Below are 20791 nucleotides of genomic sequence, written 5' to 3'. Positions count from 1 at the left end.
GCCAATGAAACTGTATGCAACCTTTGTGTCTTCGCATGCTCTACACATACCGTTAATCCCTCCGTCTATTTCTACCACCCACCGGCAGTATCTTTACAAATGGTTCTATTCGCTCAAAGATCCGGGCCGCTTTTTTGTCATTCTGTTTCTGTTCGCTCGGCTTGCTGTCTTTCACATTCACCAAATGCTGTTTCAGCTCACTCATGGTTAAATTCGATGTGTAGATCGTCGTTAGGCGTTCCATCCGCCGTTGAAGTATTGGTCCCAGGACTTCATCCCTTGTCCAAGTCGTTAATGACTCGGCCCCGATATCGTCCAATATCAACACAGGAACAGTTCTCAAAGCATCAAGTTTGCTTTCAACAGTCTCTGTATTTGAGCCAATTGCATCCTTGACCTCCAGTAGAAAATCAGGAACATAGACCATCAGTACGCTTACGTCACGCTTAGCCAACTCTTGGGCAATGGCTCCAACAATACGACTTTTGCCTACACCCATTTGACCGTAAAAGTACAAACCTTTTGTTGTTTCACCTGGTACAAATTCATCACAAAAGTTTATTGCCGCCGCAATTGCAGATATCCGCTGCGGGTCAGGTTCAATGTCTTCAAAGGTGGCATTCAGGATGTGAGCCGGGATGTAGTGGCTCTTGATCCTCTGACCTATCCCTTGTTCCCTTTCGTAAGCAGCCAACAATGGGCATTTTCGAAGTCGAAAGACCAGTTCATCACCTTTGGTCGGGCTAGGTTCTGCAACGCTTGTATGCCCCTTCTGTTCGTTCTGGCAATCCAGTAAACCCGGACACTCGCTGCATTTATCGCAATAGGATATATGCTGTGACAGATCTCTATATCTTTTTGGTTCGGTCAGATCCTCGGTTTGTTCAGGAAATTCATTCTTTAATCGCTGAACCTCAGGGTGGTTTGCAAGATGTTCAAGCGCCGCAGCCTGTCTTTTAGCAAAACCAGCGGGTATTAATGCCTTTAGTTCTTTACCGAAGCTCTCCATATGGCATCAACCTCCCTGTTTAGCCCTCAGTTTTGCAAGCATGCTTTGGATGTCAGATTTGGTATATTCGCTTACCAGTTCAGTCTGATCGGATTGTCCTTGAACTTCTGTCTCGATGGACTTCTTGCTTTCCATCGCAGTATCCCGACTGGCATGAAGTGCATAAATGAGGTCTGTACAATAATTTAGACTCTTTATACCGTCATACTTGTTCTTTGGACTTGGTTTGAAATCATCGAAAGCTTTGTCGATTCCGTCAAGCGCCGTTTTGAGCGGTATATTGTCAGCGATGTACTTGCTTATAACAGACTCATCTTTCAAGCTGATCATTAACCCTTTCCCCCTACGCTGAAGGTATTTGGTAGCAACAGCGTTGCGATAATCCATATCCGCAGATGATATTTCATCCTGTCCAGAGTCGGCATCTGTTTCAGGAGTGACAGGAACGGTATCCTGTCGGGAAGACGGTATCCCCTCATCTTCGGATTTGATTTCAGTTTCGGGAGTTAAGCAACAACAACTTTCTTTTTCTAGTTCTAAATCTAATTCTTTATCTGTTTCGTTACCGACCGTTACTGTAACGTTACTAGTAGCGTTTCCTGTAACATGGTAATTCGCTTCACCTGAACCAAACTGCTTCTGCTTATCGCGGTATTTCTGAACCCTCTTTTTAGTTTGTTCCCTGACCTTCTCCATCCCGTCTACATTCTGATGCTTCTCCCAGTTAGGTAGAAAGAAAGCTCCTTGCTCAGATACTTCTAGCATCCCAAATCTTTCAAAGATGGATAGAGCCATTTTTATAACTGGCAGCGGCCTCTTGATCACTGAAATCAACATGTCCTCTGTGTATGGAATAGTTTCGGTTAGCATGATGTAACCGCCCATGTTGGATCTGCCAGTCATAGTCATTAGCTTGAGCCATATAACAATGATCGTGTCAGCTTCGGGCATATCTTCAATGATTTTTATTTTTTCGTCGTCAAACATGCCGGTGCTGAGCTTAATCCATTTAATCTCAGCCATCTGTATCAATCCTCTGAATAGCAGTTCTCATATTTTCAGCATCTTTAACGCCCTTCTTGGAATTGCATGATTTACAAGCAACTATCAGGTTATGAAGCTCAGTCGGTCCGCCCTTTGATTCAGGAATCACATGGTCGATGGTTAGTCCCTTTTCTCTCCCGCAATATTGGCATTTGTAACAATCTCTTTCTAGTACCAATTTCCTCATTTCCTTAGGAATCAAAGCTTTAGAATAAACAGGTATCTTTTTTATTATGTTTACAGGTCTTCTACGAGGGTTAGGTTCCATAAAACCATCGTCCTCTAACCTCCAGTAGCACAGCTGGCAAATTCCATATCCTGTACCCGTAAAGTCTACGAATCTTATGTGGTTTACATCCTCAGAAGTATGTTCACACCACAAGCAAATACTATTTTTGTCCATTTCACTCACCCCGGATATTATCTAATCCCGCTGGCGGAGCTTCCATACTCCGCCAGCAACACCTTTAGACTGTATTTTAAAGAGTTTATTACCTGGTCATTACTTTCTACAGCATTACTCCAGCGGACCTTATCAGCTTCTGCATCTGCTTCTTGGACGCGAAGTTCAATTACCGCCAATTCCGCACGCTGCTCCCTTAGGTTCTTTGCTGCAATATACGCTTCAGCATAAACGCGTTTCCTCTCAGCATATTTCTTCTTATAATCCCTTACGGCCTCAGCTGACTTGCGCCCTAGGAGAATCTGGACTTCGGTCAACAATTCAATCTTGCGAGCCAGGGTAGCAGGGTAATCATGACTGCATTGATCCGCAAGACTATAAAGCTCTCCGAGCGTATATTGTTTTTGTAGAGACAATGCAGCCACTCCTTAACCCTCAATTAATATTCTTCGCCGTAATAAGTATCAACTTCGTCTTCATCCACGATAACCTTGGCTCCAGTCGCAAAAATTTGGAACATCAACTTTTCAAAATGGTAGAACGATGTCATAATATCTTTGTTATTGGAAAGGTTTTGACCATCAATTTTAGAGTCATAGACGTGTCATTCTTTGTCCAAGTGGAGTTGATATTTGTATCTGTACTTTGATTTTTCAGAACCCCACGAATCTCTACTTTCGCTTTCTGGATCAAAATAGATGTGACGATACCCATCCTCCTCGCCTTCCAAAATGAAAGATATTTTTTCACCATCTCGTTCATGGTGATCATTCTCATCTTTCTTCATTGCTTCAATCAATTCAGACAACTTGTATTCAGGTTTAATACCAACAAGCATTTGTTCAATGTTTTCTTTAATTTTTTGAACACCTTGAATATGGAGAGCGGCATTCAACTGAGATTTAACTTCATTCAAAACCATAAGATTGTATCCGCCGATACCCAATTTTTTCATATCAATTTGCAACTGCTCTTTTACGTGATTTTCTAGCTCTTTACGAAAATCTCCGTAAGTGCCAAAATACTCTTCTACCACTTTTTTGATAGTAGTCTCAAGTTGCTTTTTAATGACCTGCTCAACAAACCCGTCTTTTTGAATAGTTTGCATCGCATCATTTACCAAATTATTTAAATTCATATTATTACGCTCCTATTTTCAATTTTTAAAATACGTGATATACTGCCGTTGAAATGTTTATAAAGTGATCGTGTTGGTAGCACGGTTGTTTTTCTGGGCTTCTCTGTCGTTTCTTTTGCGGTATAACTTACGGCAATAGTAATTACAGAAAAGTCCTTCTTCTTTTGGATTAGGAATTTTTTGTCCTTCAAAGACTTCTTTTTCACAATGCTTGCAGCATCCTATTTTTTTACCAGATATCTTGTATCCTGATGACTTAGGAGCCTCTAGCCCTTCATATTCTTCATTTTTAAATTCCTCAAGTTCACTTAATTCAGCAGTAAGCAAATCTATTTGAGCATGAATTTCGTCAGTCGGTAATCCGAATTTGACAGCGTCAATGCTGTCCTCATATAACTCACGTAATTGCGCTCTAAGCACTCTAGATCGTTTATGATCTTCCAACTCTCTCAGCTCCATATCTCCGCCTCAAGTTCGGATATTTTAGCCTTCAATTGCCTTGCTTGTTCCTTCAAAGGTTTCATCTTCTGAATACAAACGTGATTAGGCCATGGACTATCTGTAATAGCATATTGAGTTTTATAAATGGCCCGAAGCTTTTGTTCAGTTATTTCTTTTTCCTTTTGAAGAGAAAGCTTTTTCTTATCCTGCTCTGTCAGCTGTAGCATCTCAATATCTACCGAATGTTGACAATTCAACCAACGATGCATGAGTAATACAGCGGCTATAAGCGAGTCTGCTGGTTGATCCAATGTAAATTTGAAGCCTTCATCATCCACAATAGGAATAGAGTAAATGGTTTGCATTTTGCTACTCATTTTGACTTGCTCTTGCGTTGTATATTACGAACGATAATGGCATGCTGTAATTCGTTTTCGAACCAGATACGAGCCAATTCCGGTAGAGTCATAATCATTCACCCCTTAGATATAGTCTTCTGGACGAAAGTCTTTAACGAAGTAAATGGAATCATCAAAATCAATGCGCCGGATGTGACTGTACTTCGCGACTGAGAACAAAACTTTCAACTTACTCCAAATCATGCGGCGATATTTTCCGACCGTTTCGTTAAATTTTCCATCTGTCTCCTTGTAACGATCTTTTGTGAGAGTAATGGACCTAATTCTTACTGCATCCTGTAACTGATAGCATTCAGCATCCGTCAGCGTTACACTGTCCCGAACCTCTTGAACCATCATCTGAACTTCTTCCACTTTTTCAGTTACATCCAAATGCATTTGCTTAATACCGTCTACGAGGCCTCTAATTGCCATGCCTTGGGCTTCTGTCAGTTGCATTTGCTTTTCAACTACAGACAAAAAATCTGGCTGCTGATTAGGATTAATTAGTGTCATTTTTCTACCACCTTTCTACCGTTAACGGCTGGACGAAGTTGTTCAATGAAGGCTTCCAACATATCCAAACTTTCAGACAACCGTTTCTTTTCAGAGCTACTTGCACTGCCTATTGCCCCCAACATGAACGAAGTAATTCCAACCTTTTGCAGAAACTGTTTCACATGGATACTCACTTGGATCGTGTTGCTGTCCGCTTCAAAGCGAAGCTTCTTCATTTGAGCAGCGGCCTCCTGTTCGTTGAAGTCGTCTGGCTTCTGGAGTTTGATACTCTCAAGTTCTTCTTTAGCTCTTTGGTAGCCACTCTTCAATTGTTCAACTTTTAAACGTTCTTTTTCCAAATCATCATTGAGTTTGTTTTTCCAATATTCATCGCGTTGCTTGAGCTGTGCTTCTGCCTCTTTTTCCTTTTGACGAATGAAAATGCCCGTTTCTTCCTCATGACGCTCTACAGCAGCAGATACTGCATCTTCAAGTTGATCAGCAGGAATGGCATCTTTGTACTGTCTTTGTAACTCAAGCTTGTCCCGCTCTGCCTGCTCTGCTCTTTCCTCTGCCTCACGCACAGCAGCTTCGAGCCGAGCTTTGGTTTCTACAAATGCCCTATGAGTGCTGATCAAACCTTCATCAAGCTGTTGAATGATTTCAGGAGTAGCATTTTCCGCAATAAACTTCGCTTTGTCATACTGCCTACCGGAACCAAAGCCTGCTTGATCCGCTACAATGTCCCGTACTTGTCCGGTTGGTTGGTCAGGTAAATTTTCCTTGCCGCCAACCATCCGTTCTCTGGCCTTTAGACGTTCAACCTCCTCCAATCTCCGCGCCCACTCGACTCGCTCGCTAAACGTGAATTCCTTGCGATGTTCGTTTTCGCTGATCTCAAGCTGTAGTTGATGTTCAAAATCCTTTATTTCCATGACTCTGACCGTTACTTCTTTCCGACCTAGAAACTGATGTGCTCTTAGTCGCCGCTCTCCAGCAATTAACTGAAAATCCGGTGTTACTACAATAGGATTAATGAGTCCATTTTGTTCTATATCTCGGGCCAGTTCTTCAATTCCACCAAAGTCTTTTCGGATTCGGTCATTGACTTTGATTTTGTTGATGTCAATTTGCAAGATAAGTCTCCTCTCGTTTATGCGATTTGTTTGAGTAGATCATTTTCATATTCAAGAAGCCATTCTCTTTTAATTTTCCATACCCGACCTTGTTTATAGGCTTTTAACTTACCTTGTTTGATACGATTGATCACAGTATATTTGCTGACATTTAGATAATTTGCAGCGTCAATAACATTCAACGTTGGCTTTAAATCAACATTCGTCAAAGCTCACCCTCCTGTAGCAATATTATTTTTTTAGCATCTGACCAATTCATCAACTGTGCATTCAAGAGCATCAGCGAGCTTTACTAGCGTTTCAGCATATGGACCTTGCTTTTTCTTCCCTATGTTGTACAATGCAGATACTGCAACCCCACTCTCTTTAGAGAGACGGTAGATTGTCCAGCCTTTTGCATCAATTAACCTCTGCACATTTTCTTCAATTGCTTGTCCCACTGCGTTCACCTCCTACACACATACTATAACTCTATAGGATTATAATCAACGCACGATATAACCCGATAGTGTTATATAATGACCTTTTTTCTCCTGCTCTCTTCGAAATACTTGACTTATCTCCCTTTTGTGTTTTATTATAACTTCATAGAGATATAACACTATTGAGATATATAGGAGGCATTGCTGTTGTGGAGTTAGCAGATAAAATCCAGGAATTGATGGATGAACGTGGAATTACTAAATACCGTCTTGCCAAGGAAACAGGCGTCTCCTACACCGGTGTCACTAAAATACTTACGGGACAAACAAAACACCCTCAAATAGATTCGTTAAAATTAATAGCTAATTATTTCAACAAGCCTTTGGATTATTTTACTGTTGATGAAGGCGAAGATACGCAGTTAATTCCTGAATGGGCGACATCCAAGGACGTAGCTGACTTTAAGCAGATGCTTGAAGAAGACCAACCAATTTTGTTTGACGGTGTTCCTATTGAGGGAGAGAAGCGTCAGAGAGTCATGGATATGCTCACTGGGCTTTTTTGGGAAGCCAAGGAACTGAATAAAAAGACTTATGGAAAAAAGAAGAAAGGTGCCTCGAAGGACGACAAAGAGTAGGTGAATGTTTTGGACGATATTATTCACAAGCTTGTTAAACGATTCAAAACAAACGACCCCTTTGTCATTGCCAAGGGGCTTAACATATTAATCCGCCATGTGGAATTCGATGAAGGGACTCGCGGTCTGTATTACCGTAAATTGCGAAGACGATTTATTTGTATCCATAATGGTCTGTCTGATGAATGGCAGCGTGTAGTATGTGCTCACGAGCTTGGACACGACCGTCTACACTCAGGTTTAAGCCAATTCTGGTTAGATGAGCACACCTTTTTTGCAGTCGGGAAATACGAACGGCAAGCCAACTTTTTTGCTGTAAAACTACTGACATATTCCGTGGAACCGGAGCCGGGGGAAACGCACGAAGACTATTTACTGCGCTGCGGCATTCCGAAACAACTTCATAATTTTCACATATAACTTTGTGCTTTCCAGCTGCAAGGCTGTTTAAATATACCCACAAAAAGAACGTATGTTCTTATATTTCTAAAGGAAAGGAGTCAAAAATGTGAAAAAGAAAGGAAGTTCCACAAAAAGGAAGATACCAACAAATGTAAGGGAACGTGATGGCAAGTATACTTATCGCTACTACATTCCCACTACCAAATTCATTGATGGGGAGGAGAAGAAAAGCAGTAAAGAAATGGAGTCGCCTAGATTTGATACAATTCAAGAGGCAGTTGATTTTGGAATCTTGATCGAGGCGAAAAAGATACAGAAAAAGTTGAAATACACAGACGACCTAACAGTAAGGACTTGGAGTCAGACTTGGCTTAAAGCATATATCATAGAGCGAGAGCCAGCTGGCAACACGATCAAAAGTCGCGTGTATGGGCTAAGTGTTCTGTTGAAGCAATTTGGTGGCTTTGCGCTTGCAGACGTGACCGCGAGTCAATATCAGGATTTCCTTTATAAACTAAAAGAAGAAGGTAAGAGCCGCAGTACTATTACCACTATACACACAGCAGCATCTCTTATGTATGAACACGCTAAACGAAAATGCTTGATCGAGTTCGATCCAACCGCTGATGCAGTTATACCAAAGGAGAAAAAAAAGGCACGGAAAGCGGGAGAAAAAAGGCAAGTCCTCCCCAAATTTCTTGAGAAGGACGAACTAAAAAAATTTCTACAATTAGCCAGATTTATGCTTACAACCAATATGTGGGCTTTTTTCATTGTACTAGCCTACACAGGCTTACGAATCAGTGAAGCAGCAGGACTTCAATGGGACGATATTGATTTTGATGCACGAACGATTGATGTAAACAAACAGCTTTACGGTACAAGCGTTCTTAAGTATTCCTTTATTCCTCCAAAGAATGAACAAAGCGAACGCATTGTAAGCTTTGGAGATACTGTAGCCAAGGCTCTCGGATTATTGAAGGAATCGCAAAAGGATGAACGCCTTTCTGCCAAAAAGTTTAACCCAAAGGATAATTTTGTTTTTTGGTGTCCGTCTTATCCTGGATATCCAGTTCAAGTCACAAGGGTGGGAGACTATATGAAGAAGGTTCTTGCGAATGCTGAATTGCCAACCAATCTTACTCCACATAGTTTACGCCATACCCATGTATCGTTACTTGCTTCTAATCCACGAGTTGGATTGCCGGAAATTCAGGCACGAATCGGGCATAAGAGCAATTCTAAAGTTACAGAACTGATCTATCTCCACGTCACAAAGAACCGCCAAATCAAGATCGCTGACGATTTTGAATGGGCAATCAACAATTAGAAATGCGGGTAATTTGCGGGTAACTCGCTCAAACCCATAACCTCGAAAACCCTTGCCACATAAGGCAATTTGGCTATATAACTAACTCTTGGCTAAATATAGAACATGTAATTATCCAATTCATCATGTTCTTGATATGTGATCAAGTCCTTAAGTGTAGTAGAATCTAGCACTTCAGCAATGCTGTCACGAATTCGCAGCCAAAGCTGGCGTTTTGCCGGATCATCTTCTTCCGTGAAATCGACTGGAGAAATCGGACCTTCCAGTACACGAATGATGTCTCCTGCTGTTACGCCTGACGGTTCATTCGCCAAAATATAACCGCCATAAGCACCACGGATACTTTTTACCAAACCTGCATTACGCAAAGGCGCAATGAGCTGTTCCAGATAATGCTCTGATAGCTGATTTTTTTCGGCAATACTTTTCAAAGAAGTTGGACCTTCGCCAAATCTGGCTGCAAGCTCCATCATAATGGTCAGGCCGTAACGGCCTTTCGTTGATATTTTCAATTGTGGCACCTCGCTTATAGTAACAATTCCGTTAAACACGCGGAATAATTGGAGTTGTAAACCTCTCTATTCCGATCCTAACCCTCAGCTTATGTTAACATATTAGGGCAGGTAAAGGGAAACATTACGGTAACAATCTTAAAAAAAGTTGCTTTCGAGCGATTAGGAACAGATTTAGCCCGTTTTATGTAGCTTTCTTGCATCGTTCGCCGTGTCATTTGTTCGTCCAAACATCGTAACTTATTATCGTTTATGTTACAATAGGTGGGTTCTACAACAATATTGAAAGAATTGGGTGATGACCATGGCTAAAGCCAATCATGAAACCCGTGTCGTCGTCGGCATGTCCGGTGGCGTCGACTCATCCGTTACCGCGCTGCTGCTAAAGGAGCAGGGCTATGACGTAATCGGCATCTTCATGAAAAATTGGGATGACACGGATGAATTTGGCCGTTGTACGGCTGAAGAGGATGCGGAGGATGTGCGCCGCGTCTGTGAACAGATCGACATTCCTTACTATACAGTCAATTTTGAAAAAGAATACTTCGATAAAGTATTCTCCTATTTTCTTGATGAATATAAAGCTGGACGCACACCCAATCCGGATGTCATGTGCAACCGTGAAATTAAATTCGGCGAGTTTCTGAACAAAGCGCTGGATTTGGGAGCAGATTATGTTGCTACTGGACATTATGCACAGGTTGTGGAAGAAGACGGCCGCTTTACTTTGCTGAGAGGTGTGGACAGCAACAAGGATCAGACTTATTTCCTGAATGCATTAAGCCAAGCACAGTTGTCGCGCACCATGTTCCCGATCGGCCATCTGCCGAAACCAGAAGTACGCAAAATTGCAGAAGCTGCGGGACTTTATACAGCCAAGAAAAAAGACAGCACAGGTGTATGTTTTATCGGCGAACGCAATTTCAAGGAGTTTCTGAGTGGGTATCTGCCTGCAAAAGGTGGAGATATGGTGGATATCGCTACGGGTGAAGTCAAAGGACGTCACGATGGTCTGATGTACTATACACTGGGCCAAAGACAAGGCTTGGGCATTGGCGGCTCAGGTTCAGGCGAACCATGGTTCGTAGCAGATAAAGATTTGGAGAAGAATATCCTGTATGTGGTACAAGGTGATCGTCACCACAGCCTGTATTCTACCAGCCTGATTGCCACGGATGTAAACTGGATTGAAGGCGCAGATGCACGTCCATCCGGCGAATTCCGCTGCACAGCCAAGTTCCGCTACCGCCAGCCTGATCAGCAAGTAACTTTACAATGGCTTACGGATGGAACCGTGCATGTCGTATTCGATGTACATCAAAAGGCCATTACCCCTGGACAAGCTGTTGTATTTTATGACGGGGAACGTTGTCTGGGCGGCGGAACCATTGATAAGGTTGAAAAACTTCAGCCTGAAACGGTTTAAATGAATGACTATTTTGCATTGATATAGCAGGAATTAAAAAAGTCGTCTCTCCAGATTTATGGAGGGCGACTTTTTTTATAAAAGATGTTTTTAGTTTATAAGTTGTAAAGAATTCATAATCTGCTCTTTATGATGTTTGTCATGCTGGACAAACGTCTCTTGTAAAAACGTTTCCAAAGTGTACAGACTATTAGGAACTGGACGCATAAAATCCGATTCTGATACCATTTAGAGTTTGGCAATCATTTGCTTACGCTGAGCAATAGCTTCATTTAGCAAATCATGTGGTTTCATAGTTCTACCGAACGCTACAGATGAATCATTGAATGTCTGTACATCAGGATGCTCCTTGAGCATGACTTGTCCCTTATCGATAATCTGTATAAGCGCCTTAGTGAAGTTTTTATCCCAGCCCATAATATGACTGACCACATCTTGAATCGACCATTTACCTGCTATAGGTTCACAAGTTAATTTTGTGCGAATAATAGCTTCATTAGATACAGCAATCAATAGCTCTTTTATTTTAAGATTTTTTTACATTATCAAGTAGAACTCCTCACAAAAAAAGCCTAACTATGGACTTCAAAAAAATGAACACTAACTTATTCCCTCTGTAATTCTTTCAACTATTCCTTTATCAAAATCATCGAGTTCAGACATTAACAACTCGTACTGCTTTATAGATTCAGAAGTGTTCAATACTCGAAGTACAGCAATACTATAGTGTCCAAGCGTATCAATACCAAAAAGCTTATTTACCTTAGGGTCTCTGAACTGGCTAATATGTTTCAATTTTTCAATTATTTTCTCATTGCATAGTTTCTTTTTAGCGATCTGACTCATTGCATTCAACTGTACCTGATTATGCTGGATATCCAAACATTCCACCAATTGATCGTCGCCTATTTTCCCCTCTCGTATTTCCTTTGATAAAGTAAGTAGCTTCATTTTGTTATCTCCCATCAATCTAGTTTAACTGGCCCATAATTCTCTAAAAGATACTGCCGTTCATCCCTGTAATTGTTCCAAAGATGTTCTGCAAGGTCCTTATTTCCAATCCTCTCTGCTTCTTTTATCTCGACCATATAGGCTCTAAGTTCCATGATAATCCTATTTTTGAATTCATATGTTACATCCAAACTAGGAAAACCTTTAGCTTTATCATCAAGAAAATGTTGGTACTCATGCCGCAGTGCACTAATTGAAGCATCCTCATATATATTCAATTGCCCCGGCTTTCCTGATCCTTTGGGTGCATACGCCATAATATCTCTATCTAGAATTCTAACTTCAACCCCGGCTCCTTGCGTATTCTTAATAATGGTACTCCACTCTTCTGGATGAGAAAGTCGTCCAGGACCATATATATCCCTAAATGGATCAGCATCATTCTTACCTAACATCGTATCAGATAATCGATTCGAAGTCCCTTTAACTTCAAGACTAGCCCCAGATTTCACCTCATATTTCATTGACGAGCCCAATCCAATCTTAGGCTTAATTACTGAACTGACTCCCCCAAAGATTCCCGCTGTACCGATCATATTAGCCCAATGTTCCTTTGACCATGCATTTGTAGGAAACATTGCTTCTCTGATTGTTCCATGTACACCAAAAGTCCAGAAGTTAAAAAAATCATTCCCTGAATCAAACTGCTTGGATGCACGCTCTGCATATCCTTGATACAAACCTTTCGGAATTCCAAACGTCCAATAGTCTAAAAATCCGCCTACAGAGTCATAGCGTTTTTCGTACCTGTCCTCCGCAGCAGACAAAAAATCCTCACCAAGTTCTACCAAACTATCTGCTGATTTTTCCAAAGCATTTCTAGTATCTGGAGCAGGGGGAGCACATGAATTAGGTGGAGGTGGTAAGCAGCTTGAATCAATATTACCTGCTTCCAGCAAATCAGCTAACCTGAATTTATCCGCATGACGACGCAATTCTTTTGCAACAGAATCTGTCAGTGCAACAAAGCCATTCATATTCTTCTGAGATGTTTGGAAACTATAATAGAATTGCTCTTTGGTCACTCCATCCCAGAATCGTTCCATAGATGAAATTTGTTGAATTAAAATGCTGTTCATTTGGGTCACTTTTTGCTGTGCAAGTTCAAATTGCTTGGAGATAGTCATAAGCTGCTCAGGTGTTACTTTAATAGTTGTCATATTATACCTCTGTTGAGAGTTCGTCATGACATAATAACACTCTTAAACTTTATGGAGAACCATCTTAATTCCTAATTGTTATAAGAAAGATTAACCTTACTGCCTATGTCTAAAGACTTAAAACTTAACTTTTTAATTGTTGAACCTGAAGAAAATTTCGTGACCAGAGGCATCCCCAGTAGAAAAATCGCTAATAAAGATCATACATATGAAATTTTTGATAACGTCCCCATTTGGGTATATGATGTAGACAAGATGATCATTACTTCAATTGAAAAGGAGCGTGCCTTTATGTCTGATTCATTGGGAATGCTGACACCGGGTAAAAAAGTTTCTTTGAAAGAATGGGACCCCAAGGATACGAAGAATATCAAAAACAAAGAAGAAATCCGACAGGAAACAGATCAATTGAAGGACCGCTTCGCGGAATTACAAAGCAAATTATTTACAGAGAAAAAACAAGCCGTTTTGTTTGTATTTCAGGGTATGGATTGCAGCGGAAAAGATGGCGTCATCAAGCAGGTGTTTTCTAATCTTAACCCTGCGGGGGTGACTGTACACAGCTTTAAATCACCTACGACGGAGGAATTAAGCCATGATTTCTTGTGGCGCGCCCATAGCGTAACTCCAGGACGAGGATATATTGCAGCGTTCAACCGTTCTTACTACGAGGATGTGCTGATTACACGTGTCCACGGGCAGGTATCCGATAAGCAGGCCAAACGGAATATAAAACATATCAAGCATTTTGAACAGTTGTTGCTGGATAGTGGTGTAAAGGTGGTTAAAATCTTTTTACATATTTCGAAGCAATTCCAGTTGGAAAAACTGATTGACCGGATTGAGAAGCCTCGCAAAAACTGGAAGCTTGATCCGAGTGATTTGCAGGAACGAAAATTTTGGAAGCAATATACTCAATACTATGAGGAGGTACTAGAGCTAAGTGCAACCAAGCAAGCTCCTTGGTATGTTGTTCCTTCAGACAATCGTTGGTATAGAGATTATACTGTACTGCGGATTGCTGTCCAAACGCTAGAGGAAATGAAGCTGTCTGACCCTGATCCACGACCTGAACTCAAAGCACTTTTACCTGAATTATACAAAGAACGAGATAAAAAATAGTTAAATAGGCACAGCACTGAGCTTCCACCCTCCTATTTACGGCTGATAACGCCTTGATTGAGGGTTTGGAAGCTTTTATTGTGTGCTCACATGTCATTTTGAAAATTTATAAGATATAACTGACCCTGTACCCGATAGCTGCAGCTATAACTCCTACTATTACAGAAGACAATACATATACAGCCATACGTCGGTATTTTTTATGTTCCATCAGTTGAATAGATTCATAGCCGAATGTGGAAAAGGTGGTGTAGCCGCCACAAAAACCTGTTCCCAGCAGCGTCCAGAGTACAGGCGACAGATTGTGTTGCGTAAACTCGCCATACAGCCACCCTAACAGTAATGAACCGCTGATATTAATGATCCAGGTCCCCCACGGGAATACAGTACCCAACCTTTTTCCGGCCCACATGCCAAGCCCGTATCTTGCTATTGTACCCACCATTCCGCCTGCCGCCGCCCACCAGATCATAAGCGTTCCCCCTTGGGGGCAGTCTGCGTCATTTTTGTGCCTAGACGGATACCTGCCCACGTTAAAAGTAAGCCTACGCCTACGCTCAGCAGTAGATACAACACAGCCGTCAGCATGCGATCATGAACCGTGAGGCGTACAGCATCCACTGCAAAGGTGGAAAAGGTGGTAAATCCCCCTGTAAAGCCTGTTCCGATGGCAAGTCGCAAATGTGGTTTGATCCGCCACGATCGCAAGGTTACCGTAAAGAACCAGCCTAGGAACAGACAGCCGAGCCAATTCATTAGCAGCACGCCAAGCGGAAAATCCGCCCCAGCCGCAGGCAACAGTAATTGCAGGCTGTAGCGAGCAGAGGTTCCGATCGCTCCACCCGCGGCGACGAATAGTACGTCTTTCATTTTTTATCCCCTTCTTCGCTCTTACCGGATCATGGTGTAACATGACAACAAATCGTACACATTCCGTATATTAAAGTCACCCATATATTAAGATTGTGAATCCCGCCAACGCTGATTTTGCCTGATTTTAGACTCATTTCCCTGCTCAGTGGCCTGGTAAAAGGTCTGATCTGCTATCGAATCGGGCAAATATTGCTGCCTTACATAGTGATTCGGAAAATTATGCGGATATTGATAGCCAACATGGCCGAGTTTTTCCGAGCCCTTGTAGTGTGCATCGCGCAGATGCAGCGGCACCTCGGCCGATTTCATATCGTCCATGGCCGACATGGCCCGTGAAATCGCCGTGTATACGGCATTCGACTTGGGACTTTCCACAGCGAATAAAATGGCCTGTGCAATGTTCAGTTTAGCCTCAGGCCAGCCGTTATTGCGGTAGGCTTCAAGCGCACTCACTGCTTGGACCATCGCCTGCGGGTTCGCCAGGCCAATGTCCTCGCTGCTTGCTGCGATAAGGCGGCGAATAAAGGTCATCGGGTCCATACCGAGCTTCTCTACGGCATACAGGAACCAGAATAGTGCCGCGTCGCTGGAACCGCGAATGCTTTTGTGAAAGGCAGACAGCACGTCATACTGTGTAGACTCGTCTGCCTTGACAATCGGGCGGCGGATGGATTCCTCTGCCACTTCCAGCGTCACATGAATTGTGCCATCTGCTAGTGGAGGTGTCGTGAGCGCCGCTAGTTCCAGCGCGTTCAAAGCACGGCGGATATCGCCGTTCGCCATGGACGCGATGTGATCCAGTGCAGCTTCGTCTACCTGAAGCTGCATATAGCCGAGCCCCTTGTCCGCATCGCTCAAGGCGCGGCGCATAGCGGCCAGCGAATGCTCCTGGGTTAGCGCTTCAAGCTGGAACAGTGTAGAACGGCTCATTAAAGCGCCGTTGACGTAATGAAAAGGGTTTTCCGTCGTGGCGCCAATAAACACGATCGTCCCCTTTTCCACCGCAGGCAGCAATGCATCCTGGCGTGAACTGTTAAAACGATGTACCTCGTCAAGAAACAGAATGGTCTTTTTGCCATACATCGATTTATTCGTCTGTGCACGGTCAATGACTTCTCTTACATCCTTCACAGAGGCTTCTACTGCATTTAGACGGACGAAATCGCCTTGTGTGTGTTGAGAAATGATATGTGCCAGTGTCGTTTTGCCGCAGCCCGGTGGCCCGTAGAGCAATATAGAAGAAACCTGATCAGCCTCTATAGCTCTTCGCAGCAGCTTGCCCGGACCCACAACATGCTCCTGTCCAATATATTCATCCAGCGAAGTCGGACGCAAGCGGTCTGCAAGCAACCGATTGTTTGGCGTTGATTCCTGGGAATATGAAAATAAGTCCATTTCATTCACTTCCTTATCATTTATGAACGAACACTTTCTTTTTTCATTGAAAACAAGTTCGCCCATACAGCTAAAAGACATGAAAATTCAATTTATCTACTGCATTAAAACGATGATAAACCGCCTCTTATTCTACCATATCGGTTAACAAGTTGCAGATAGCCTGGTCACGGTATAACTGTATCCCTACACGTGATTCAACTAAAAAGAAAGAACAGCCTGGGACGAAAAATGAATTTCGTGGCTGTTCTTTGGTTGGCATGACATACAGCGTTCTAATTACTCCGTTTGCGCCTGTACGTAACTTGGAAGTGGACCGTCATGCAATAACCACAGCTCATGCAGCGCACGCGTACATCCTACATACAACAGCTTGGCATCCCATGTCCGTTCTCCATAATGATCCTGGTCGGCATCGGCCACAATAACTGCATCAAATTCCAGACCTTTGGACAGATATACAGGCAGCACAGACAAGCCGCCTTCATATTGCTTTTTACCACCGTCAATCAAATGGACATCCAATCCCGCACTTGTGAAAACCTCATGCAGCTCTACAGCTTCTTTTAAGGTACGTGTCAGCACAGAAACAGTACGATACTCCTTGGAGGAAAGCTCTTTTAAAGCGGTGAGCAAACTCTCCCCACGTACAGACGAGTCGTAAGACACGGTACGCACCGGATCGCCGCTACGAAATACTGGAACCGCTGTAATGCCGCCACGTACTCCCTGCTCCAAAATTGTATTTGCAAATTCTATAATTTCCAAAGTTGATCTATAACTCCGTGTAAGTGCAAAATACCCCGTTTGTTCAGGTGCAAAAAGAGAACTCATTTCCTCCCATGCATGTACACCACGATATTCATGAATCCCCTGCGATAAATCGCCCAGTATCGTAAAGGAATGCCCTTTTACGAACAAATCCAGCAAGGCGATATGAAAAGGTGAAAAATCCTGCGCTTCATCAATGACTACATGGTCAAAACGTTGAGATGATTCTACCTCATGAATCAGCACGTGAAGATATACTAACGCAGTTAGATCCTCTTCACGAATTATCTGACTTCGCAGGTCCGACTGTGTGGCCTTAAAGATAGAAGCCGGCAAAGAAGCCTTCATTTCCGCAGCGGCCTCTGCGGGTAACCCTTTAGCTGCCTGAAAAAGCTGCTTGTAGAGCGTCAGTGCATCGTATTGTGGCCATTTTTTAGCATACGCCTTTTCCCGAGATCCGGCTTTTTTCTTCCGTTCCTTGAGCGCAGCCGCCGAAGGTGACTTTTTCAGTTCCATCTCAATCCAGCGATGGACTCTTGCCAGCACACGCTCCTTCCGCTTCGCGAGCGGATAGGGCTTATATTCCTCATTGAACCAATTCAAAATCTCAGTTCGGGACAGCACCGCACCATCCCAAGGTGAAAAGTCGCCCTCAGGCACCGAGATAGGCTCCAGTCGTTCCACAAAATCCTGAAGCAGCTTCATAAAATGAACCGACCCCTTAAATCTACCCGGCGCCTCATCCATAGATTCCGTTCTCAAGCCGCCACTTTCAAACCAATAAGATAACGTTTCGGTAGGATCTGCCAAAGGTAAATCCAGCCCCAGTAAACCTAGCGCCCAATCTGCAAATGTACTTTGCTGAATATTTCCGACCCCCAGCTCTGGAAGTACATCTGAAATATAATCGAGAAACATATGGTTGGGTGCGAAAATAACCATTTTGTCTGCCGATACCTGATCCTTGTATTGATACAGCAAAAATGCGAGTCGATGCAGCGCTACTGTCGTCTTGCCACTACCCGCTACCCCCTGAATAACGAGGGCTGTATTTTTAGCCGCGCGGATGATCTGATCTTGCTCTGCTTGAATGGTAGATACGATATCCCGTAAACGGTTATCCTTGTTCTCTCCCAAACGATAAACGAGAAATTCATCGGAAACGGCAGGCTCGTCACTTTCACGATTGTACGTATCCGCTACCCGTTCCAGGATCCTTTTACGAATGACAACGTTACGTTTCAGATACACCAAGCCTTCGACAGTTCCCTCAGGAGCTTCATAAGACGCCGTTTCTTCACCACCTGTAAACGAATAAAACAAGCTAGCAATCGGTGCACGCCAATCAATCACCAGCGGATACGCTGACGTTTCTTCACGCTCCACCCCGATTTTACCGATATAAAGCGGCTTCCGCTGCCCTCTACCGCGCTCATCAAAATCCATACGCCCAAAGTAAGGCTCCTGCGAGCTTTTGGCCAAAGCCTGGCGTTTTTCCTCCCGTGCCGATTCCAGTACTTGCTCCGTAAAGTCATGCCCGGTGTAAACCGGTGTATTGCGAAGCCGTTCCAGCCTCCGATCAATTTCCTCCATAGCAAGCGACAGCCTGTGCTGTTCTTCTTGATAGGCACTTTGAAACTCATTCTCCATTTCAGTTACCTCCTAAGAATATCAAGTCTCGATTTCTGCATCTTATCCCTTGCTCCGACACAAAAAAAGGAAAGTAAGCGTAACACATTTGACCACAAAAATCCAACCTTATTTCCTAAAACGCCCATTTCCCCGCCCTTTCACAAAGTATGGAGCTTTTCTCCCATCTCCACAAACTGCTTTTGAGCCAGCTCGCGGTACACCTGATGGGTCTCTAATAACTCGGTATGGGTCCCTGCACCAGTTACATTGCCCTTGTCCAACACAATAATTTGATCGGAGTGGACTACTGTAGACAATCGGTGTGCAATGACAATTGTCGTACGTCCTTCCATCAAGTTCGCTAAGGCCTTCTGCACCTCATGCTCGGATGAGCTGTCCAGGCTAGAAGTAGCCTCATCCAGCATGAGGATGTCAGGACTGCGAAGAAGCGCACGCGCAATGGCAATCCGTTGACGTTGCCCGCCGGACAACTTCATTCCCCGCTCCCCTACCTCCGTATCGTAGCCTTGAGGTAGATCCATAATAAATGTATCCGCATACGCCATCATGGCAGCTCGTCTCACTTCTTCCAAATCAGCTTCGCGTCCTAAGCCATACGTAATATTATCTCTAATCGTTCCGGTCATCATTGAGCTTTCCTGTGATACATAACCAATTTTGGAGCGCCAGGAGGAAAGTGTATATGAAGATATCGATTCGTCTCCGTAACGAATTTCCCCTGTATCTGGCACATAAAAGCGCTCCAACAATGAAAACAAGGAGGACTTCCCACTTCCGCTCGGCCCCACGAATGCTGTCGTCCGGTTAGCCGGTATGACCAGGTTTGCATGATGAAGAACCTCCTCACCTTCGGTATAGGAAAAAGCAACATCACGAAATACAATATCTCTGCTCTCTTTTGCCGCTTCCTGCTTCAATTCAAGTGGTTCCTCTTCATGATCTAAAATAGTCTGAATCCGTTCAGTGGCTCCAACCACCTTTTGCAGACGTGAATACAAGGTCGTGAATTGGGCCATCGGTGTAATCACCTGAAATAGTAGCAAAATAAAAGCCACCAAATCCCCCGCAGTCAGTACACCCGATGCGATGCGAACACCACCAACACCCAATATAATAACCAGCACCGCAGTTAGCAAAAAGGTAGAAATAGGACCTACAAGGGCCAATATACGTGACTCCTGCAACCCGAAGCGGAACATACGGTAAATGCGATCCTCCCCGGCCTGTGCCTCTCTGCTTTCCGTTCCGTAGGCCTTAACCAGCCTGATTTCGCCGATAACCTGACTCAGTACTGAGGTCAGATCTGCCATCTCATCCTGCTGTTTTTTGGAGATACGATACATTTTTCTGCCTACCGGAAATAAAATCAGGGCTGTTAGCGGAACAATGGTCATAATAATGAGCGTCATCACCCAATCCAGATAAAATAACAACGCAATACCACCAATAATTGCAATTACATTAGAGATCAGATTAACTAGATACTCGGTAATTAAGTTCATAATCAGGCTTGTATCATTGGTGACTCGACTCATCGTATCTCCTGACCGATTTCGATCAAAGTAAGGGATAGGTAGAGATAAGATTTTATGCCATAAACGTTTGCGCAAATTAGCCACAATCTTATGCCCGGCATAGTTCAACATATAGATCGAAACCGCCGAAGCTACCGCTTGAAGCACAAAAGCGCCAAGCAGACCAATAATGACCATACGGTTCAGTGAAGAAAAGGTTAAGCCATCAATTAACCCTTTGGTCATCATCGGTACGATTAAACCAGCAATCGTCTGAATCAGGGTCAGAATCAGGGCAATGATCAGAATGGCCTTGGGCGGATGTGCACTCGCAATCAGTTTGATAAACCGACCCATACCAGCCTTATCCGGCCTTTTCCCCGGCTTTTCCTTCGTCCGATCCTCCTGCTCATCTTGTCGCCCATGATGTTCTTTTTCCATAAACCATCAACCTCGCTTCCTGTCTGACCATTTCTTGTTCAAACAACAACACCC

The 20791-nt window shown here is 43.4% G+C and carries 25 protein-coding genes; 5 read left to right on the top strand and 20 right to left on the bottom strand.

Annotated features, from left to right (window positions below; genetic code table 11):
* Positions 1 to 52 precede the first annotated feature (52 nt).
* The 11 genes from dnaI to BN1546_RS17825 all read right to left on the bottom strand — a co-directional run bounded on the left by dnaI (position 53) and on the right by BN1546_RS17825 (position 6507).
* Positions 53 to 1009, bottom strand: a complete 957-nt coding sequence (gene dnaI, locus BN1546_RS17875) for a primosomal protein DnaI (RefSeq protein WP_090738449.1) — start codon at positions 1007 to 1009, stop codon at positions 53 to 55.
* 6 nt (positions 1010 to 1015) lie between these two features.
* Positions 1016 to 2032, bottom strand: coding sequence for a phage replisome organizer N-terminal domain-containing protein (locus BN1546_RS17870; protein WP_090738448.1), 1017 nt, complete (start codon positions 2030 to 2032; stop codon positions 1016 to 1018).
* Positions 2025 to 2456, bottom strand: coding sequence for an HNH endonuclease (locus tag BN1546_RS17865; protein WP_090738447.1), 432 nt, complete (start codon positions 2454 to 2456; stop codon positions 2025 to 2027). The genes BN1546_RS17870 and BN1546_RS17865 overlap by 8 nt, the downstream gene beginning before the upstream one ends.
* A gap of 17 nt (positions 2457 to 2473) precedes the next feature.
* Positions 2474 to 2881, bottom strand: coding sequence for a hypothetical protein (locus BN1546_RS17860; protein WP_255305410.1), 408 nt, complete (start codon positions 2879 to 2881; stop codon positions 2474 to 2476).
* A 179-nt stretch (positions 2882 to 3060) separates the two neighbouring features.
* Positions 3061 to 3594 (bottom strand): hypothetical protein, encoded by a 534-nt coding sequence (locus tag BN1546_RS17855; RefSeq protein WP_255305409.1) that lies wholly within the window; start codon positions 3592 to 3594, stop codon positions 3061 to 3063.
* A 57-nt stretch (positions 3595 to 3651) separates the two neighbouring features.
* Complete coding sequence (locus tag BN1546_RS17850) at positions 3652 to 4053, bottom strand: hypothetical protein (RefSeq protein WP_090738445.1); 402 nt, start codon at positions 4051 to 4053, stop codon at positions 3652 to 3654.
* Positions 4044 to 4412 carry a hypothetical protein gene (locus BN1546_RS17845; protein WP_090738444.1) on the bottom strand — a complete coding sequence of 123 codons (369 nt, stop codon included), beginning with the start codon at positions 4410 to 4412 and terminating at the stop codon, positions 4044 to 4046. Before BN1546_RS17845 ends, BN1546_RS17850 begins: the two co-directional genes overlap by 10 nt.
* A gap of 105 nt (positions 4413 to 4517) precedes the next feature.
* On the bottom strand, positions 4518 to 4949 hold the full coding sequence (locus tag BN1546_RS17840; RefSeq protein ID WP_014599959.1) for an ORF6C domain-containing protein: 432 nt from the start codon (positions 4947 to 4949) through the stop codon (positions 4518 to 4520).
* The gene (locus BN1546_RS17835; protein ID WP_090738443.1) at positions 4946 to 6067 is read right to left on the bottom strand and encodes a ParB N-terminal domain-containing protein; all 1122 of its coding nucleotides are present in this window, start codon (positions 6065 to 6067) and stop codon (positions 4946 to 4948) included. The genes BN1546_RS17840 and BN1546_RS17835 overlap by 4 nt, the downstream gene beginning before the upstream one ends.
* A 17-nt stretch (positions 6068 to 6084) precedes the next feature.
* The gene (locus BN1546_RS17830) at positions 6085 to 6276 is read right to left on the bottom strand and encodes a helix-turn-helix domain-containing protein (protein ID WP_090738442.1); all 192 of its coding nucleotides are present in this window, start codon (positions 6274 to 6276) and stop codon (positions 6085 to 6087) included.
* A 30-nt stretch (positions 6277 to 6306) separates the two neighbouring features.
* Positions 6307 to 6507, bottom strand: coding sequence for a helix-turn-helix domain-containing protein (locus BN1546_RS17825; protein ID WP_061829360.1), 201 nt, complete (start codon positions 6505 to 6507; stop codon positions 6307 to 6309).
* A 191-nt stretch (positions 6508 to 6698) separates the two neighbouring features.
* On the opposite strand from BN1546_RS17825, the gene BN1546_RS17820 reads away from it, so the two are divergent.
* From BN1546_RS17820 to BN1546_RS17810, 3 genes are all read left to right on the top strand, one after another.
* Positions 6699 to 7127 carry a helix-turn-helix domain-containing protein gene (locus BN1546_RS17820; protein ID WP_090738441.1) on the top strand — a complete coding sequence of 143 codons (429 nt, stop codon included), beginning with the start codon at positions 6699 to 6701 and terminating at the stop codon, positions 7125 to 7127.
* Positions 7128 to 7136: 9 nt separating this feature from the next.
* Complete coding sequence (locus tag BN1546_RS17815; RefSeq protein WP_090739167.1) at positions 7137 to 7547, top strand: ImmA/IrrE family metallo-endopeptidase; 411 nt, start codon at positions 7137 to 7139, stop codon at positions 7545 to 7547.
* Positions 7548 to 7635: 88 nt separating this feature from the next.
* Complete coding sequence (locus tag BN1546_RS17810; RefSeq protein ID WP_090738440.1) at positions 7636 to 8859, top strand: tyrosine-type recombinase/integrase; 1224 nt, start codon at positions 7636 to 7638, stop codon at positions 8857 to 8859.
* Positions 8860 to 8951: 92 nt separating this feature from the next.
* Here the strand turns inward: BN1546_RS17810 and BN1546_RS17805 are convergent, their stop codons facing one another.
* Complete coding sequence (locus BN1546_RS17805) at positions 8952 to 9371, bottom strand: cysteine metabolism transcriptional regulator CymR (protein WP_013372613.1); 420 nt, start codon at positions 9369 to 9371, stop codon at positions 8952 to 8954.
* Between the two features lie 304 nt (positions 9372 to 9675).
* Between BN1546_RS17805 and mnmA the strand changes: the two genes are divergently transcribed.
* A complete protein-coding gene (gene mnmA / locus BN1546_RS17800) occupies positions 9676 to 10797 on the top strand; it encodes a tRNA 2-thiouridine(34) synthase MnmA (RefSeq protein ID WP_176702339.1) in 1122 nt (373 codons plus the stop codon).
* A 228-nt stretch (positions 10798 to 11025) separates the two neighbouring features.
* Here mnmA and BN1546_RS17795 read toward each other — a convergent pair whose 3' ends face one another.
* The 3 genes from BN1546_RS17795 to BN1546_RS17785 all read right to left on the bottom strand — a co-directional run bounded on the left by BN1546_RS17795 (position 11026) and on the right by BN1546_RS17785 (position 12968).
* Entirely contained in the window at positions 11026 to 11310 is a 285-nt protein-coding gene (locus tag BN1546_RS17795) for a maleylpyruvate isomerase N-terminal domain-containing protein (protein WP_255305406.1), read from the bottom strand.
* A gap of 87 nt (positions 11311 to 11397) precedes the next feature.
* Entirely contained in the window at positions 11398 to 11748 is a 351-nt protein-coding gene (locus tag BN1546_RS17790; RefSeq protein ID WP_013311534.1) for a hypothetical protein, read from the bottom strand.
* Between the two features lie 14 nt (positions 11749 to 11762).
* Positions 11763 to 12968 (bottom strand): WXG100 family type VII secretion target, encoded by a 1206-nt coding sequence (locus BN1546_RS17785; protein ID WP_090738438.1) that lies wholly within the window; start codon positions 12966 to 12968, stop codon positions 11763 to 11765.
* A gap of 291 nt (positions 12969 to 13259) precedes the next feature.
* Between BN1546_RS17785 and BN1546_RS17780 the strand changes: the two genes are divergently transcribed.
* A complete protein-coding gene (locus BN1546_RS17780; protein ID WP_090739166.1) occupies positions 13260 to 14090 on the top strand; it encodes a PPK2 family polyphosphate kinase in 831 nt (276 codons plus the stop codon).
* A gap of 106 nt (positions 14091 to 14196) precedes the next feature.
* Here the strand turns inward: BN1546_RS17780 and crcB (BN1546_RS17775) are convergent, their stop codons facing one another.
* From crcB (BN1546_RS17775) to BN1546_RS17755, 5 genes are all read right to left on the bottom strand, one after another.
* On the bottom strand, positions 14197 to 14562 hold the full coding sequence (crcB, locus tag BN1546_RS17775; RefSeq protein WP_058830119.1) for a fluoride efflux transporter CrcB: 366 nt from the start codon (positions 14560 to 14562) through the stop codon (positions 14197 to 14199).
* Positions 14559 to 14960 (bottom strand): fluoride efflux transporter CrcB, encoded by a 402-nt coding sequence (gene crcB / locus BN1546_RS17770; RefSeq protein ID WP_058830120.1) that lies wholly within the window; start codon positions 14958 to 14960, stop codon positions 14559 to 14561. Before crcB (BN1546_RS17770) ends, crcB (BN1546_RS17775) begins: the two co-directional genes overlap by 4 nt.
* Positions 14961 to 15047: 87 nt before the next feature.
* Complete coding sequence (locus BN1546_RS17765; protein WP_090738437.1) at positions 15048 to 16358, bottom strand: replication-associated recombination protein A; 1311 nt, start codon at positions 16356 to 16358, stop codon at positions 15048 to 15050.
* A gap of 279 nt (positions 16359 to 16637) precedes the next feature.
* The gene (locus tag BN1546_RS17760) at positions 16638 to 18779 is read right to left on the bottom strand and encodes a HelD family protein (RefSeq protein ID WP_090738436.1); all 2142 of its coding nucleotides are present in this window, start codon (positions 18777 to 18779) and stop codon (positions 16638 to 16640) included.
* A gap of 140 nt (positions 18780 to 18919) precedes the next feature.
* Entirely contained in the window at positions 18920 to 20737 is a 1818-nt protein-coding gene (locus BN1546_RS17755) for an ABC transporter ATP-binding protein (RefSeq protein WP_090738435.1), read from the bottom strand.
* Positions 20738 to 20791 lie beyond the last annotated feature (54 nt).

The organism is Paenibacillus sp. Mc5Re-14 (assembly GCF_001049835.1).
GTDB lineage: Bacteria > Bacillota > Bacilli > Paenibacillales > Paenibacillaceae > Paenibacillus > Paenibacillus polymyxa_C.
Note: the sequence above shows the minus strand (reverse complement) of the source record. Positions and strands in the feature narration are given on the sequence as shown.